Origin of the sequence: Variovorax brevis (assembly GCF_030317105.1) — a bacterium.
Taxonomy (GTDB): domain Bacteria; phylum Pseudomonadota; class Gammaproteobacteria; order Burkholderiales; family Burkholderiaceae_C; genus Variovorax; species Variovorax brevis.
This window is the reverse complement of record NZ_JASZYG010000002.1, coordinates 417,691-432,599: the sequence shown is the minus strand read 5'-3', so window position 1 is coordinate 432,599 and position 14,909 is coordinate 417,691. Positions and strand designations below refer to the sequence as shown.

The following is a 14,909-nucleotide window of genomic DNA, read 5'->3' as shown; positions in this document are numbered from 1 at the left end:
CTGGCTCTTTCCGGTTCGTTCGCTCACACGCGAAACTGCATGCCGTCCTCGCAGACTTCGATGCGCTCGCGCACCAGCGCGGCCCGTTCATCGGAGTCCTCATTGAGGATCGGGTTCGTGTTGTTGATGTGGATGAGCATGCGCCGCGTGCGTTCAGGCAACTTCCCCATCCACTCCATCATTCCGCCTTCGCCCGACTGCGGCAGGTGGCCGATGTCGCGCGCCGTCTTCTTGCTCAGGCCCATGCGGGGCATTTCGTCATCGGTCCAGAAAGTGCCGTCGACCATCACGCAATCGGCGCCCGACATGGCGTCGAACACGGGCGGCGTGATCTGGCCCAGGCCCGGCGCGTAGAAGGCTTTGGCACCGCTGGCGGTGTCCGTGATCAGCATGCCGATGTTGTCGCCTTCCACCGGCCGGTCGCGGTGCGGCGAATAGGGCGCCGCCTTGCTCGACAGCGGCAAGGCCCGGAAGCTCAGGTCGCCCACGCCAGGAACGCTGAAGGCCGTGCCGTCCAGCGCGATGGGATGGCGCTGCACGCCGCAGTAATGCGACAGAACCCGCAACACCGGGTTGCCCCGGCTCAGGTCTTCTTCCACCGGATCGGTGCACCACAGCGGCAAGGCCTGCGTGCGTTCTCGCAACATGAAAAGCCCGGTGGCATGGTCGATCTGACCATCCATCAACACCACGCCCGCAATGGCCGAGTCGCGAATGGAACGCGCCGGCTGCAGCGTCGCGTTGCTGCGAATCTGCTCGAGGATGTCGGGGGAGGCGTTGAACAGAACCCCGTCCACGCCATCGTCGGCCTGGACGAAAATCGATGACTGCGTGCGCGCCCTGGCGTTCAGGGTGCCTGCGCGAAGTCCCGCGCAGTTGGGGCAATTGCAGTTCCACTGTGGAAAGCCACCACCGGCGGCAGAGCCCAGGACGGTGATGCGCATAAGGAAGGAAACCCTTCAGGAACGCAGCAAATCCGGCGCGCCCCCGCCACGGGTGGAGCGCCGGACGTGCCACAACCCGCGTCAGCGGGCGGCAACGTACATCGTGATTTCGAAACCGAAGCGGAAGTCAGTTGCAGTAGGTGTAGTCCATTGCATAAGCAGTCTCCTGTAAACGATGCACAAACACCGGCTGGTGCCTGCAGGGATGTGTGGTCCCGTAACGCATCGTCCCTCTTCGGCATGGCCCCGCACAGCCCGCGCATCATGATTCGGGGCTCATGATTTTCATGAATCGGCGCGCTGCAAAACCGGAAGGCGCGCTGCGGTTTCTACCGGCGGTGCAAACTGTTGCCAGCCGCTACGATGGTCGGCGTGTCCGCACCCATCCTGCCCCGCCGATGAGCCTTCGGCTGAAGATCAACCTCATCGTCGTCGCACTGACCTTCGTCTTTGCGGCGGCCGTGCTGGCGCTCGAAGTGCGCAGCATGCGCGAGTCCGTCAACGAGGAAGTCGTGGCGGCCAACCGCGTGGCCGCGCAGCTGCTCCAGCGCACCATCTGGCGCTACGCCGCGCAAGGCACGCCCGCGATGCTTGCCTTTCTTCAAAGCATCGGCCGCGTTCGCTCCAACGAGATCACCCTCTACGACAGCGATGGCAAGGAGCTCTACCACTCGCCGCCCTCCACCTACAAGGCGGGCCGCGACGCGCCGGCCTGGTTCATCGACCTGATCGCGCCGCCGCCTTCGGTGCAGTCGATGGAGTTTCCCGACGGCAAGGTGGTGGTGCGCGCCAACGCGTCGCGCGCCGAAATCGACGCCTGGGACTACGTGGTGACGCTGGCGCTCGGCGCGCTGGCCATGCTGCTGCTGGTCAACGGCACGGTGTTCTGGCTGGTCGGCCGCGCGGTGCGGCCCTTCGGCAAGATCGTGCATGCCCTCAACGAATTGCAGGCGGGCCGCTTCGACGCCGCACTGCCGCCCCTGCCGGGCAAGGAGGCCGGGGCCATCGGCTCGGCCTTCAACCGCATGGTGGGCGAGTTGCAGGGCCACATCGAGACCGAGCGCCGTGCGGTGCGCGCGGAGATGCAGTTGTCCGACAGCCGCGAACTCACGCGCTGGATCGACCAGCACATCGAGGCCGAACGCCACATGATCGCCCGCGAGCTGCACGACGAACTGGGCCAGTCGGTGACGGCGATGCGCAGCATGGCCTTGTCCGTTGCCAAGCGCGTGCAATCGCTCGACCCGGAGGCGGCGCGGGCGGCGCAGGTGATTGCCGAGGAGTCGTCGCGCCTGTATGACGCGATGCACGGCATCATTCCCCGCCTCACGCCGCTGGTGCTGGACAGCTTCGGCCTGGCCGATGCGCTGGGCGACCTGGTCGAGCGCACGCAGCGCGCGCATGCGGACGTGAACATCGCGCTCAAGGTGGAACTGGCGGATGCGGCACTGGGCGCCGACGCCTCGCTGGCCCTGTACCGCGCGGCGCAGGAAGGCATCACCAACGCCATGCGCCACGGCAAGGCCCATCATCTGCAGCTCACGGTGCTCGTGCAGGCGGGCGAAGTGAGGCTGGAACTCATCGACGACGGCGAAGGCTTGCCGCCCGATGGCCTTCCGCGTGGCGAACACTACGGCTTGCGCTGGCTCGCGGAGCGCGTGCAGGGACTGGGTGGGCAGTTCGACATCGCCAACGCGCCTTCCCGCGGCGCCAGGCTGACGGTCCGCCTGCCTGTGGCGGGCGCTGAAACATCGACGGCAACATCGACGACGACAACACAAGGAACTGCATGATCCGCGTTCTCCTGGCCGACGACCACGCCCTGGTTCGCATGGGCTTCCGGATGCTGCTGGCCGACGCGCAGTTCGAGGTCGTGGCCGAGGTCGACAGCGGCGAGCAGGCCTGCGTCGAGTACGCGCGCGTCAAGCCCGACGTGGTGGTGATGGACCTGTCGATGCCCGGCATCGGCGGCCTGGAGGCGGTGCGCCGCCTGATTGCGCAAGACCCGAAGGCGCGTGTGCTGGCGCTGTCGGCCCATGAAGACACCGCGCATCCGCGGCGCGTGCTGCGCGCCGGTGCGCTGGGCTACCTGACGAAACGAAGCGCACCCGACGCCCTGATTGCCGCCGTCACCGCTGTTTCGCGCGGGCAGCGCTACATGGACGCCAACACCGCGCAGGCCCTGGCGCTGGCGCAACTCGAAGGCGACACCAGCCCGGCGGAAGCGCTGAGCGAGCGTGAGTTTTCGGTGTTCATCCAGCTCGCGCGCGGACAGACCGTCGCGCAGATCGCGGAAACGCTGAACCTGTCGCCCAGCACCGTCGGCACCCACCTGTACCACGTCAAGCAAAAGCTCAATGCGAGCAATCAGTCGGAACTGACGCTGGTCGCGCTGCGCTGGGGGTTGATCCAGGCCTGAGGTGGCGGGCACGCGCGTTCTCGAACCTATCGGCGGTCGTACTTGCGGAACGCCAGGCCGAACAGCGCGCACAGCAGCATGCCGCCGATCCACATGAACTGCGCCCAAAACGGCAAGGCACTCACGTTGATGAACCACGCGGGGGCGCACAGGCCAGCAGCGGCCCCCAGGAACAAGGTGCTTCTTGTCATGCGCGGTCCTTCAGTGCGTGCACATCGGGACGGGGTGTCCGCCGGCGCAGCCTGGCGGTGGCGTCATGGCGCCTTTTTGCTGTGGCATGGAGTCTCCCTCGATCGATTTTTCTGGAGGCCCGATTATCGCGGGCGCTCTGCGGATTCATGCCGGGGATTGATCCAGATGCAACTTCGCCGTCCAATCGCGTTCTTGAGACCGAGGGTAAACGCCAAGGGTTGGCATGTTTGTTGCACTGCAGCAATAAGAATGTCCTGACAGGCTTGCCCCGGAGATTGCCCATGCGATGGCTGTTGTTGATGTGGATCGTTCTGGCCTGCGGCGCGGCCAGCGGGGAAGTCGCGCCCGGCCCGCAGCCCGACATCGTCGGCGTGCTGCACCGCTCGCAGCAGGTCCAGCTGGACGCCATGACGCCGGCGGACGCCGCCAGTCCGCGCGCCCTGAAGGTGCGTGAATCCTTCGACCTGCTGTTGCGTGGCTTGAAAAGCCCAGCACTGTCCACCGTGGAGTTGCGCGTGATGCGCGGCGACATGGTCGGAGAGACGCTGCAGGGTCACGTGGTGGTGGCCAACGTAGCGCTGGCCGATCTGCCGGAAGGCGAGCGCGTCTTCATCCTCGCGCATGAACTGGGGCACGTGCTGCTGGACCACTGGTCACAGATGTGCACGCTCTATGTGAAGTGGGTGCCCGGCGCCGTCGTGCAGCAGCACACCGACGCCATCGCGGGCCAGCTGGGCCGCGATGCCTCGGCGCTGGCCTACCGCCAGGAATTCGAAGCCGACGCTTTTGGCCTGAGCGCCCTGCGCGCGCTCGGGCTGCCCGACCAGCACGTGATGGCCGCATTCATGCACCTTGGCTGGCACAACGACACCGCAACGCACCCCGGCACGCGCAAACGGCTGGCAGCCCTGCGCAGCTTGGCACCGCACTGGCAGATCGGCGCCGTGCAGCCCTGACAGCCTGGCCGCGTGGCGCGTCAGGCCAAGTCGATCACCGGCCAGCCCGCTTGCGCCGCATGCGCCCGCAGACGTTCGTCAGGGCTGACGACCACCGGATGCGTCACGGCGCACAGCAAAGGCAGGTCACCCATCGAGTCGGAATAGAACCACGACTTTTCGAATTCACCGACGCTGCGCTGCGCGCCCTCGGGCTGCGCGGCCAGCCATTCGCCCACCCGCGACACTTTGTGGTGTCGGTAGCAAGGCTCGCCGTCGATCTCGCCGGTGAAAGCGCCGTCTTCCAGACCGCCCACCGTGGCCGGCCGCGTCGCGACCAGATGGGCCACGCCGAACAGTTGCGCGATGGGCTGGGCAATCAGCCGTGTCGTGGCGGTGACGATGGCGCACAGGTCGCCGTTTTCGCGATGCTTCTTCACCAGCGCGAGACTGGCCACCGGCAGCCTGGGTGCGATCTCTTTGGCGAATTCCTGCTGCCATTGCGCCAACGTCGCGCGGGGGTATTCCAGCAGGGGCTTCATGTTGTTGCGGTGCATGGCGTGAATGTCGAGCGTGCCGGCGACGTATTCGTGGCAATAGGCCAGGTAGCGCGCTTCAGCCTGCGCAGGCAGGATGCCCTTGGCGATGAGGAACTGCGTCCATGCCATGCCGCTGTCGAAGGGAATCAGGGTGAGGTCGAGGTCGAAGAGTGCGAGGTGTCGGGATGGCATGGGGATGAGCTTAGCGTCTGTCGGCGGCCAGGCTGGACCCCATGGGAACAGGCCCGTGGGAGCGCTTCGTCGCGTGCTTGCGCCGGATGGGGCTGCAGGACTCGCGCAAGACGCGACGCGTGCCTACAGCGCTCGCGGGGCAAACGCGCATGCTCGCCCCTGATCAATCCATGGAGACTCACTTGAAAAACCTACGCTTCCAGACCGGTGGCCTGTTGCTGTCGCTCGCCGCCCTTCTCGCCTGCGGCACTGCATCCGCCCAGTCCGCCAAGCCCTCCACCTGCGATCCCCGGCAAGACCCGGCCGCCTGTGCGCGCGAATCCGGCGCAGCGCGCCAGGAGGCTGCACGCGGCGGCTTGACCCAACCCGGCGCCAGTGCCGACGTGAACGCCACCGCAAGATGCCAGGCACTGCCGGCCGCGGAGCGCACCGACTGCGAAGCACGCATCCAGGGCAGCGGCGCGGCAAGTACTTCGACCACGAGCGGCAGCGTGATGGGCGGCGGCTTGGTCCGTGAAACCGTCACACCCATTCCGGCAACGCCCAGCCGCTGATCGCCTCCCGGCTCAATCCCCTTCGATCTTCGAAGCCTTGACGACCTGGCCCCAGCGTGCCAGTTCGGCCTTGCTGAATTCAGCCAGCTTCTTCGGGTCCATGTAGTCGGCCGACGCCCCCTGCTCCGCCGCCTTCTGCTGGAAGGCCGGCGTGGCGGTGATCTTCGCGATTTCGCTGCTCAGGCGGTCGATGACCGGCTGCGGCGTCTTGACCGGGGCGAACACCGCGAACCACGAGGTGGCATCGAGCTTGGGCATGCCGGCCTCGGCAGCCGTCGGCACATTGGGCAGCGAAGTCAGCCGCGCCTTGCCGGTCACGGCCAGTGCGCGCAGCTTGCCCGCCTGGATGTGCTGCATGAAGGGCGGCGGCGTGCCGAAGGTCATGTCGACCTGGCCGCCCAGCAGGTCTTGCAGCGCGGGGCCGGTTCCCTTGTATGGCACGTGCGTCAGCTGGATGCCCGCCTGCTGCTCCAGCATCGCACCCGTCACGTGCTGCAGCGAGCCGTTGCCGGACGACGCGTAAGTCAGCTTGCCCGGATTGGCCTTGGCGTAGGCAATCAATTCCGCCAGGCTTTTGGCCGGCACGCCCTCGCGCACCACGATGACCTGCGGCGCGCTCACCACGTTGGCGACCGGGCGAAAGTCCTCCGCGGTCCACTGCGGCTTTTGCTGGCTCACGTGCGGCGTGATGACGTGGTAGCCCGAGTACTGCATCAACAGCGTGTAGCCACTCGGGTCGGCACGCTTGACCGCCATGGCGGCAATCGCCCCGTTGCCACCGCCCTTGTTGTCGACAATGACGGATTGGCCAAGCGCCTTGCCCAGCGGTTCGGCGAGCATGCGCGCCGAGATGTCGGTCGTGCCGCCGGGCGCCGTCGGCACCACCATGGTGATGGGGCGGCTCGGGTAGGCGTCCTCGGCGAGCGCCATGCCCACGGCGGCCATGCCGCATGCGGCGATGAGCAGGGTGAATGCGCGGCGCGCGGGTGCCTTGTGTTGCGATGTCATGGCTTGTCTCTCTTTCTTTCGAATGTGTGTGGGGGATCAGTGGGTCCGCGCGACGGCACGCTCGCGAATGGCGGCGAAATCGCCCGGCACGGGATGCAGGTCGAGGCGGCGGCCGGCCTTGACGATCTGGCTCGGGATGTCGTGGCCGATGAGCGCGGGCAGGCACTTCGACGCGTCGATCAACCGCGCCAGATCGACGCCGGTGTCGTAGTCCATCAGCGTGAGCGCATGCACGATTTCCTCGGTGCACACATTGCCCGTGGCGCCCGGCGCGTAGGGGCAGCCGCCAATGCCGCCGAGCGAGGCATCGAAGCGGTCGGCGCCGGCGCCGATGCCCGCCAGCACATTGGCCAGGCCCATGCCGCGCGTGTTGTGGAAGTGCAGCGTGAGTTCGGTGTCCGGCCAGCGCGCCCGGAAAGCGGCCGTGAGCTCGGCAACCTGCCCCGGATAGGCCATGCCCGTGGTGTCGCACAGCGTCACACCGCGCGCGCCCATGCCTTCGACAAAGCGCGCGCACCAGTCGAGCACCGCGTCCACAGGCACGTCGCCTTCCATCGGGCAACCGAATGAACACGAGAGCGACACATTGACGCTGACCTTGGCAAGGCGCGCCAGCTTGTTGACTTCCGACAAGCCCGCAAAGGACTGCTCGCGCGTCATGCGCAGGTTGGCCAGGTTGTGGGTTTCGCTGGCCGACATGACGAGGTTCATTTCGTCCGCCAGCGCATCGATGGCGCGCTCTGCGCCGCGCACATTGGGCACCAGTGCGCTGTAGATCACGCCGGGCACGCGGTCGATCCGGCGCAGCACCGCTTCGGCATCGCGCAAGGCCGGGATCGCCGTGGGCGACACGAAGGCCGTCACTTCGATCTTCGCCATGCCGGCTTGGGACAGCGCGTTGACCAGCGCGATCTTGTCGTCGGTCGGTACAAAGGCCGCCTCGGCCTGCAGGCCGTCGCGCGTGCCGACTTCCTGCATGTAGATGCGCCGGCCGGCGCCGTTCCAGAGCTTGTCGTTCGCGTTCATGCGACCACCTTCCTGTCGCGCAGCGCGACGATGTCTTGCGTTGAAAAACCGAGTTCACCGAGCACCGCATCGGTGTCGTCGCCCAGATGCGGCGCCGACGTCCTCACCGTGCCCGGCGTGCCAAGCAGCTTGGGCACGACGCCGGGCACGTCGACCACATGGCCGTCGCGCGTGGTCTGCTGCAGGATCATGTCGCGCGCCCGGTAGTGCGGGTCTTCGTCGATGTCCTTGGCGGTGTAGACCTTGCCGGCCGGCACCTTCGCCTCGCCAAGGATGGCGAGCACATCGGCCATCGATCGGGTCTGCGTCCAGGCTTCGATGGCTTCGTCGAGTTGCGCGACGCGCGCCACGCGGCCGGCGTTGCTGGCCAGGCCTTCGTCCTCACCCAGGTCGTTGCGCCCGATGGTCTGCATGAGGCGCTTGAAAATGCTGTCGCCGTTGCCGGCGATGAGCACGTAGCCATCCACGCACCGGTATGCGTTGGATGGCGCAATGCCCGGCAATGCACTTCCTGCCGCCTCGCGCACGGCACCGAAGGCGCTGTATTCGGGAATCAGGCTTTCCATGACGTTGAACACCGCCTCGTGCAGCGCCACGTCGATCACCTGGCCCTGCCCGCCGTTCACCTTGCGGTGGTACAGCGCCGTGAGGATGCCGATGGTGCCGTGCAGTGCCGCCAGCGTATCGCCAATGGAGATGCCGCAGCGCACCGGCACGCGGCCGGGTTCGCCGGTCAGGTGGCGCAGTCCGCCCATGGCTTCACCGATGGCGCCGAAGCCGGGAAGATCGCGATAGGGCCCCGTCTGGCCGTAGCCCGAGATGCGCAGCATCACCAGGCCGGGATTGAGTTGGGACAGCACGTCGTAGCCCATGCCCCAGCCTTCCAGCGTGCCGGGGCGGAAGTTCTCGATCAACACGTCGGCCTCGGCGATGAGCTTGCGCGCAATTTCCTGGCCTTCGGGGCTGCGCAGGTCCAGTGCAATGGAGCGCTTGTTGCGTGACTGCACCTGCCACCACACCGACGTTCCCTCCTTGATGAGGCGCCAGTTGCGCAGCGGATCGCCGGCGCCGGGCGCCTCGATCTTGATGACGTCGGCGCCGAATTCGCCGAGCGTCTTGCCGGCGAAGGGGCCGGCGATGAGCTGGCCCATTTCGATGACGCGCACGCCGTGAAGGGCGCCGCGCGGCGGGGTTGTCTCAGTCGTTGTGTTCATGATGTTGATTGTTCAATCAGGGCGCCTTGCGCGGAATGACACAGTGGCGAGCCGAGCTTTCTCCATTCGCGAAAGCGCGTGCAGGAAAACCCTTGCTGCCGATTCATCAGATGACGCCTTCGCTGCGCAAGGCCTGAAGGCGTTCGGATGGCAGGCCCAGCAGGCCGCCAAGCACGCTGTCGTTGTGCTCGCCCAGCCGCGGTGCCGGCGTGCGCAGGCGCGCAGGCGTCGCGCTCAGCTTGATGTGCGCGCCCGTCAGTTTTGTCTTGCCGGCGGTCGGATGCTCGACGTCGACGAACATCTCGCGCGCCACGGCGATGTGCGGGTCCGTCACCAGCCGGTCGACGGTGTTGATCGGCGAGGCCGGCACACCCACGGCGAGCATGGCGTCGACGATGTCGTCGACCCGGCGCGTGCGCGTCCACTCTTCGATCAGCGTCTTGATCTGCGCATGGCGCTGCACCCGCTTCGCGTTGGTGTCGAAGCGTTCGTCATCAGCCAGCGAAGCCTGCCCGATGGCGCCGCACACGAGGCGCCACAGCTTGTCATTCGCCGCCGCGATGACCACGCTGCCGTCGCTGGCCGCGAAGGAGTCATAGGGGTAGCACGACTCGTAGCGGTTGCCAATGCGCTCGGGCACGCGGCCATCGGCCAGGTAGATCTGCGTGATGATCTCCAGGCTCGCCACCACCGAGTCGACCAGTGCGACATCGACCTTCTGTCCCACGCCCGTCTGGTCGCGATGGCGCAGGGCCGCGAGCAGGCCGATGGTGACCGACAGGCCCGCCAGCACATCGCCCATCGCCGTGCCCGAGCGTGTGGGCTCGCCGCCCGGCCAGCCCGTGGTGCTCATCAGGCCGCCCATGGCCTGGGCAATGATGTCGTAGCCCGGACGCAACCGGTAGGGGCCGGTGTCGCCAAAACCGGAGACCGCGGCGTACACCAGGCCGGGGTTGATGTCCTTGAGCGTCTCGTAGCCCAGGCCGAGCTTGTCCATGGTGCCGGGGCGATAGTTCTCGACCACGACGTCGGCCTTCTTCACAAGCTCCAGGAAGATCTCGCGTCCCTCGCCCTTGAGGTCGAGCGTGACGCCCTTCTTGCCCCGGTTGAGGTTCATGTAGTAGGCGCTTTCGCCGTTCTGGAAGGGCGCGAAATGGCGCGTGTCGTCGCCCTTGCCGGGCTGCTCGATCTTGATGACCTCGGCCCCCATGTCGGCGAGCATCATGGTGCAGAAGGGGCCGGCAAGAACCCGGGTGAGGTCGAGGATGCGCAGTCCGGAGAGAGCGCCTCTGGAATCGTTCATGGCTTGTTTCCTTCGAGGGATATGGAATGGCATTCAGCGCGCGGCGGCTCCGGTCGCGAAGCCTGTCAGGTTCGGCTTGCGCTCTTCCTTGCGTCGCAGCGTGGCGGGCAGCCCATACATCAGGATCGCCGCGCAGGCCAGGCTCAGGACGCCGATGACATACAGGGCCGGCGTGGTGCTGCCGGTGATGTCCTTGATGCGCCCCACCATCACCGGGCTGACGATGCCGCCCAGTTGTCCCAGCGTGTTGATGAGCGCGATGCCGCCAGCGGCGCCCGCTCCCGTCACGAGCCGCGGCGGCAAGGCCCAGAAGGCGGGGATGGAAGCGATGACGCCTGCACCCATCACCCCCAGCGCCACCACCAGCAAGGCGGTGCTCTTGTCGAAGAAGCCCGCAGCGAAGAAGCCCAGGGCCGACAGCGTGATCAGCCCTGCGACGAACTTGCGCCGCTCGCCGGTGGCATCCGACAGTTTGCCGACGACGAGCATCGCAATCGCGCCGCACAGGTAAGGCACCGAGGTCAGCAGGCCGATGACCGTGGGGTTCGTCGTGCCCGAGGTGCGGATGAGGTGCGGAGCCCAGAAATTCAGGCCATAGGACGCGACCTGGATCAGGAAGTAGACGAGGCCCAGCGTCAGGAAGCCTGGCGTCTTCAGCGCACCCAGCAGCGAGTGGCTGCCGATGCTCTTGTTCTGGTCGGCGATGCGGCTCGACAGAAGCGTTTGCTCGGCCGGCGTCAGCCAGCTGGCATCCTGGATGCGATCCTTCAGCACGTTGAACACGAGAAAGCCGAGCACGACGCACGGCAAGCCGCCCACGAGGAACAGCCAATGCCAGCCCGCCATGCCGAGGGCGCCATCCAGATGCGACAACACCAGCCCTGCGGCGGGCGCGCCGACGAGGCCGGCGAAAGCCGATGCGAGGAACAGCGTCGAGGTGATGCGGCCGCGGTACGCCACCGGAAACCACAGCGTCAAGTAGAACAGCACACCCGGTGCGAAGCCGGCTTCCATCGCGCCGATCAGGAAGCGCAGCACATAGAACTGCCACTCGGTCTGCACGAACACCATCAAGGCCGTGGCGATGCCCCACGACACCATGATGCGGGCGATCCAGCGCCGCGCACCGACCTTGTAGAGCATCAGGTTGCTCGGTACCTCGAACAGCACGTAGCCGACGACGAAGAGGCCGGCGCCGAAGCCGTAGGCGGTGTCGCTGAGGTGCAGGTCGCTTTGCAGCGCAAACTTGGCAAAGCTGATGTTGATGCGGTCGAAGAATGCGAACAGGTAGCACACCATGATCAGCGGCATGATTCGCCATGCGACCTTGCGCACGATGCTGGATTCGCTCGGTGATGGCGCGTCGTGACTGCTGCTCGCGACGCTGGCGTGGGACGGAATGGTTGAACTCATGCGTGACTCCTTGGGGGTGCATGAATTCTGGAATTTCGCCCCCGCCGAGGGAACGACAAAGGTGCGTCGCCAGCTTTCGTGGATCGCGAAAGCCGGCCGGGGTTTCCCCTCAGGAGCGTCGGGGCGCTTCGCAGAGGTGATCGATCAGCAGGCGCACGTGCCGCGGCACCGCGCTGGCGTCGCGCAGGCCGATCAGCAGGCGCCGCGAAGCCCACGCATCCTGCAGCGCAATTTGCCGCAGGTTCATCGATCGCACGTGGGGCTGGATCGCCTCGCGCGGCAGCACGGCAACGCCCAAGCCGGCCGCCACCATCTGACACATCGCATCGAAGCTGCGCACCTGCAGGCGCATCTTCAGGCTGCGGCCCAAGGCGTTGGTCTCGGCCTGCAGCCGCTTGGCGAGCGAGGTGCCCTTGGGCAGGCTGACGAAGTCGTATTCGATGGCTTCCTCGAAGCGCACCGAGCGCCGGCGCGCCAGGGGATGGCCTTGGGGCACCACGAGCACCAGGAGGTCATCGCGGTAGCTCATCTGGTGCAAGCCGAAGGCGGGCGTGCGGTCGGCGAAGATGCCGAAATCGGCACGGCCATCGAGCACCGCCAGCACCACTTCGCCGCTGTCTTCTTCCTCGAGTTCGATGCGGATGCCGGGGTTCGCGCGCACGAAGGACGAGATGTCCGCCGGCAGGAACTGCGTCACCGCCGACGTGTTGGCCCACAAGCGCACGACGCCGACCAAGCCGGTCGCGTAATCCGACAGATCCGCCGCCAGTTGATCGACGTCGCTGAGGATGCGTTGCGCATGCACCTGAAGCGCCTGGCCGGCAACCGTCAGGGTGATCCCGCGCGAATGGCGCTCCAGCAGCGGCGAGCCCACGGCCGCTTCGAGGTCGGTGATGCGCTTGCTGGCGGCACCGACGGCAAGGTTCGCCAGTTCGGCGCCCTTGCTGATGCTGCCACTGCGCACCACCAAGCTGAACAGGGACAGCGAGAACAGGTCCAGCCGGTGGAGGTTCACGGCGCTGACGTGGGTGCGGGCATGGGCGGATTCTGCACCGCGCGCTGCCCGTGCGCAGCAGGGCTGCTATCGGGGAATCAATCCACCCCGACCATCACGCTCGATGCCTTGATCAACCCGTAGGCTTGGCCACCGACGGCCAGCTTGAGCGAGTTGGCCGAGGTCGTGGTGATGGTGGCAACGATCTCCACGCCGGGCGCGATTTCCAGGGTCACTTCGGTGGTCACCGGGCCGTGGTTGATGGCGGTGATTTTTCCGGGCAGTACGTTGCGGGCGCTGATTTTCATGGCGGTTCTCCTGGGGTTGGCTGATTGAAGCGGGAAGTTCAATTCAACGCGCGCACCTCGATGCGCACGAGGTTTCGCACATGCCGCGGTCCCTTGCGCAGGTCCGCGGCCGAGATCATCGCGATACGGCCTTCGCGTTCATCCAGGGGCTTGCCGTCGCGCTCGAACAGCACGAGCGCCCCTTCGCCGACGGCGGTGTTGGAAAGCTCCGGCCACGAGAACACCGCACGATAGCCGTCCGTGGCGGTGGCGACGACGACCAGCGTCTTCCAGTCGTTCTTGTCGGCGGTGACGAGGCCGGCGCGCTCGATGAGTGCGGAAAGCTTGACGCCACGCACGGTGGTCGATGCCGCGGTGCCGGCCCCGCTCGACGTCGATGTCACCTCGCCGATGGCCTGCGCGGGGAAGGCGGCGAGCGCCGCGACGTCCAGGCTCAGGGACTGCTTCACTGCGCCTTGGACCTCGACCCGAGTGCTCGGCTGTGCGTGGGCGGCGATCCAGGTGAACAGGCTGAGAACAAAGATGGATGCAGCGCGGGCAAGCAGCATGTTGGCACTCCGGTTGATTCGCTTCATTCGTCTGTCAGGCCATCCGGTCGTCGGCACGTGCATCGGGCAGGCGGCTGAGCCGATCGGCGAACCAGCCGATGCGCTGCGTCGCGCGAACGTCGAACTCCGGAAGGTAGGGTTTGATGTCCAGCACCGGCGTGCCGTCGACCATGTCGTTTCCGGCAACATGAAGAACGGCACCCTCCACGCGCAACAGTTGCACGATGGAGATGCCCAGCCGATTGGGGCGCGTCGGCGCGCGTGTCGCGAACACGCCGTGCGTCTGGTCGTCCAGGAAGGGTGTGACCTCCAGCCGTTCGTGGAGGCACTTGTGGAAGTGCGTGAGCAGAATGAGGAAGCCGAAGCCTTCGATGTCGCGCAAGCCTGCGACGAAAGGAGCGAGCACTTCCACCTGCGCCACCTCCTGTTGGGCTGCGACGGTCTGGATTGGCGTGCCGACAGGGTCGTCGAAGCGGCTGCGGACGTAGCCGATGGGGCGACAGGTCACGAGGTCGTGTTCGCGGGCTTCCATGTGCACCGGATTCTCCTGGTGTGCGCAATGCGCTATTCAGTTTGAGAACAGCGGAGTGTAGGCTGAGTGGGCTACTTCCCTGTGGCTGCGATTCGCATTCGACAAGAGACGGATTTGGGCAGGTGGAGGGTTGAATTGCATGGTGTTCTGTCGTCGGGGGGGCGCCGCGGCAGGTGGTCTGCGGCGCGGGCTCATACCGGGGCGGTCGATGCTGCGCATCGACTGCACTGCGGTGCTCGGTCGCGGGGCGCGGTGCAGAACTCACTGCGCGCGCCTTCGGCGCGCTACGCTCAAACAGCTGCACCGAGTCAGTTGACGAAGCGCGTGTCCTTCGGCACGCGCCGCCCCGCGCCCTGCGCTCCTCGCCGCCCCGGAAATCGCCCGCGCCACAGACCACCTGCCGCGGCTGGGCACGGCGTGCGTGTTCAGAGAGGGGCGCGGAACCCTGTGCCGCTATTGCGCGTCGGGGCGATCCCTGCCGGGTAGTGCACCCCTACCGTTTCCAGAGCAAAGGCGCCTGCGGGCCCGGCGTGACGCGCCTCTGCGGCGCCGAGAAGCGCAGCGCGACCGGCCTGCACGCGTGCCGAAGGACACGCGTGCTTCGTGATCTGACTTGCCGCGGCTGTTCGAGCTCAGTGAACGAAGTGAACGTCGCGAGTTCCGCGGCAGGCCGGGCGCGTGAGCATCGCAGGGAAGTCGGTGCGCAGCGCCGACCGCTGCAGTGGCGCGTCACGCCGGGCCCGCAGGTGCCTTTGCGTCGCGCGCAAACACAGCGAACCACGATCCAG

Annotated in this window: 17 protein-coding genes; 4 read left to right on the top strand and 13 right to left on the bottom strand. The window is 66.7% G+C overall.

Features of this window, described 5'->3' with window-relative positions; all coding sequences use genetic code 11:
• Nucleotides 1-23: 23 nt before the first annotated feature.
• Together pqqB and pqqA are read right to left on the bottom strand one after the other, a co-directional pair.
• Nucleotides 24-944 carry a pyrroloquinoline quinone biosynthesis protein PqqB gene (pqqB, locus tag QTI66_RS06660; RefSeq protein WP_286558339.1) on the bottom strand — a complete coding sequence of 307 codons (921 nt, stop codon included), beginning with the start codon at nt 942-944 and terminating at the stop codon, nt 24-26.
• Between the two features lie 81 nt (nt 945-1,025).
• Nucleotides 1,026-1,100 (bottom strand): pyrroloquinoline quinone precursor peptide PqqA, encoded by a 75-nt coding sequence (gene pqqA / locus QTI66_RS06655; RefSeq protein ID WP_286559035.1) that lies wholly within the window; start codon nt 1,098-1,100, stop codon nt 1,026-1,028.
• Nucleotides 1,101-1,342: 242 nt separating this feature from the next.
• Here pqqA and QTI66_RS06650 point away from each other — a divergent pair, with 242 nt between their 5' ends.
• Nucleotides 1,343-2,737 carry an ATP-binding protein gene (locus QTI66_RS06650; protein WP_286558337.1) on the top strand — a complete coding sequence of 465 codons (1,395 nt, stop codon included), beginning with the start codon at nt 1,343-1,345 and terminating at the stop codon, nt 2,735-2,737.
• Nucleotides 2,734-3,363 (top strand): response regulator, encoded by a 630-nt coding sequence (locus tag QTI66_RS06645; protein ID WP_286558335.1) that lies wholly within the window; start codon nt 2,734-2,736, stop codon nt 3,361-3,363. The genes QTI66_RS06650 and QTI66_RS06645 overlap by 4 nt, the downstream gene beginning before the upstream one ends.
• 26 nt (nt 3,364-3,389) lie before the next feature.
• On the opposite strand, the gene QTI66_RS06640 is transcribed toward QTI66_RS06645, so the two are convergent.
• Nucleotides 3,390-3,554: a hypothetical protein gene (locus QTI66_RS06640; protein ID WP_286558333.1), complete on the bottom strand. Its 165-nt coding sequence runs from the start codon at nt 3,552-3,554 to the stop codon at nt 3,390-3,392.
• Nucleotides 3,555-3,836: 282 nt separating this feature from the next.
• On the opposite strand from QTI66_RS06640, the gene QTI66_RS06635 reads away from it, so the two are divergent.
• Nucleotides 3,837-4,511: a M48 family metalloprotease gene (locus QTI66_RS06635; RefSeq protein WP_286558331.1), complete on the top strand. Its 675-nt coding sequence runs from the start codon at nt 3,837-3,839 to the stop codon at nt 4,509-4,511.
• A gap of 20 nt (nt 4,512-4,531) precedes the next feature.
• On the opposite strand, the gene QTI66_RS06630 is transcribed toward QTI66_RS06635, so the two are convergent.
• Nucleotides 4,532-5,221, bottom strand: coding sequence for an HAD family hydrolase (locus QTI66_RS06630; RefSeq protein ID WP_286558330.1), 690 nt, complete (start codon nt 5,219-5,221; stop codon nt 4,532-4,534).
• A 182-nt stretch (nt 5,222-5,403) separates the two neighbouring features.
• Here QTI66_RS06630 and QTI66_RS06625 point away from each other — a divergent pair, with 182 nt between their 5' ends.
• On the top strand, nt 5,404-5,775 hold the full coding sequence (locus tag QTI66_RS06625) for a hypothetical protein (protein WP_286558329.1): 372 nt from the start codon (nt 5,404-5,406) through the stop codon (nt 5,773-5,775).
• A 12-nt stretch (nt 5,776-5,787) separates the two neighbouring features.
• Here QTI66_RS06625 and QTI66_RS06620 read toward each other — a convergent pair whose 3' ends face one another.
• The 9 genes from QTI66_RS06620 to tsaA all read right to left on the bottom strand — a co-directional run bounded on the left by QTI66_RS06620 (nt 5,788) and on the right by tsaA (nt 14,121).
• Nucleotides 5,788-6,783: a Bug family tripartite tricarboxylate transporter substrate binding protein gene (locus QTI66_RS06620; RefSeq protein ID WP_444814955.1), complete on the bottom strand. Its 996-nt coding sequence runs from the start codon at nt 6,781-6,783 to the stop codon at nt 5,788-5,790.
• A gap of 36 nt (nt 6,784-6,819) precedes the next feature.
• Nucleotides 6,820-7,809, bottom strand: a complete 990-nt coding sequence (locus QTI66_RS06615; protein ID WP_286558328.1) for a hydroxymethylglutaryl-CoA lyase — start codon at nt 7,807-7,809, stop codon at nt 6,820-6,822.
• On the bottom strand, nt 7,806-9,023 hold the full coding sequence (locus tag QTI66_RS06610) for a CaiB/BaiF CoA transferase family protein (RefSeq protein ID WP_286558327.1): 1,218 nt from the start codon (nt 9,021-9,023) through the stop codon (nt 7,806-7,808). The genes QTI66_RS06615 and QTI66_RS06610 overlap by 4 nt, the downstream gene beginning before the upstream one ends.
• 106 nt (nt 9,024-9,129) lie before the next feature.
• Nucleotides 9,130-10,326 carry a CaiB/BaiF CoA transferase family protein gene (locus QTI66_RS06605; RefSeq protein ID WP_286558326.1) on the bottom strand — a complete coding sequence of 399 codons (1,197 nt, stop codon included), beginning with the start codon at nt 10,324-10,326 and terminating at the stop codon, nt 9,130-9,132.
• 33 nt (nt 10,327-10,359) lie between these two features.
• Entirely contained in the window at nt 10,360-11,739 is a 1,380-nt protein-coding gene (locus QTI66_RS06600) for an MFS transporter (RefSeq protein ID WP_286558325.1), read from the bottom strand.
• Nucleotides 11,740-11,848: 109 nt separating this feature from the next.
• A complete protein-coding gene (locus QTI66_RS06595; RefSeq protein ID WP_286558323.1) occupies nt 11,849-12,754 on the bottom strand; it encodes a LysR substrate-binding domain-containing protein in 906 nt (301 codons plus the stop codon).
• A 77-nt stretch (nt 12,755-12,831) separates the two neighbouring features.
• Nucleotides 12,832-13,041 carry a TOBE domain-containing protein gene (locus QTI66_RS06590; protein WP_286558321.1) on the bottom strand — a complete coding sequence of 70 codons (210 nt, stop codon included), beginning with the start codon at nt 13,039-13,041 and terminating at the stop codon, nt 12,832-12,834.
• A gap of 38 nt (nt 13,042-13,079) precedes the next feature.
• Entirely contained in the window at nt 13,080-13,589 is a 510-nt protein-coding gene (locus QTI66_RS06585; RefSeq protein ID WP_286558320.1) for a molybdopterin-dependent oxidoreductase, read from the bottom strand.
• A gap of 34 nt (nt 13,590-13,623) precedes the next feature.
• Entirely contained in the window at nt 13,624-14,121 is a 498-nt protein-coding gene (gene tsaA / locus QTI66_RS06580; RefSeq protein ID WP_286558319.1) for a tRNA (N6-threonylcarbamoyladenosine(37)-N6)-methyltransferase TrmO, read from the bottom strand.
• Between the last annotated feature and the right edge of the window lie 788 nt (nt 14,122-14,909).

What these genes read in the sequence shown, in the direction of transcription:
- pqqB (WP_286558339.1), bottom strand. Translation starts at nt 944, where the DNA reads ATGCGCATCACCGTCCTGGGCTCTGCCGCCGGTGGTGGCTTTCCACAG.
- QTI66_RS06650 (WP_286558337.1), top strand. Translation starts at nt 1,343, where the DNA reads ATGAGCCTTCGGCTGAAGATCAACCTCATCGTCGTCGCACTGACCTTC.
- QTI66_RS06645 (WP_286558335.1), top strand. Translation starts at nt 2,734, where the DNA reads ATGATCCGCGTTCTCCTGGCCGACGACCACGCCCTGGTTCGCATGGGC.
- QTI66_RS06640 (WP_286558333.1), bottom strand. Translation starts at nt 3,554, where the DNA reads ATGACAAGAAGCACCTTGTTCCTGGGGGCCGCTGCTGGCCTGTGCGCC.
- QTI66_RS06635 (WP_286558331.1), top strand. Translation starts at nt 3,837, where the DNA reads ATGCGATGGCTGTTGTTGATGTGGATCGTTCTGGCCTGCGGCGCGGCC.
- QTI66_RS06630 (WP_286558330.1), bottom strand. Translation starts at nt 5,221, where the DNA reads ATGCCATCCCGACACCTCGCACTCTTCGACCTCGACCTCACCCTGATT.
- QTI66_RS06620 (WP_444814955.1), bottom strand. Translation starts at nt 6,783, where the DNA reads ATGACATCGCAACACAAGGCACCCGCGCGCCGCGCATTCACCCTGCTC.
- QTI66_RS06615 (WP_286558328.1), bottom strand. Translation starts at nt 7,809, where the DNA reads ATGAACGCGAACGACAAGCTCTGGAACGGCGCCGGCCGGCGCATCTAC.
- QTI66_RS06610 (WP_286558327.1), bottom strand. Translation starts at nt 9,023, where the DNA reads ATGAACACAACGACTGAGACAACCCCGCCGCGCGGCGCCCTTCACGGC.
- QTI66_RS06605 (WP_286558326.1), bottom strand. Translation starts at nt 10,326, where the DNA reads ATGAACGATTCCAGAGGCGCTCTCTCCGGACTGCGCATCCTCGACCTC.
- QTI66_RS06600 (WP_286558325.1), bottom strand. Translation starts at nt 11,739, where the DNA reads ATGAGTTCAACCATTCCGTCCCACGCCAGCGTCGCGAGCAGCAGTCAC.
- QTI66_RS06590 (WP_286558321.1), bottom strand. Translation starts at nt 13,041, where the DNA reads ATGAAAATCAGCGCCCGCAACGTACTGCCCGGAAAAATCACCGCCATC.
- QTI66_RS06585 (WP_286558320.1), bottom strand. Translation starts at nt 13,589, where the DNA reads ATGCTGCTTGCCCGCGCTGCATCCATCTTTGTTCTCAGCCTGTTCACC.
- tsaA (WP_286558319.1), bottom strand. Translation starts at nt 14,121, where the DNA reads ATGGAAGCCCGCGAACACGACCTCGTGACCTGTCGCCCCATCGGCTAC.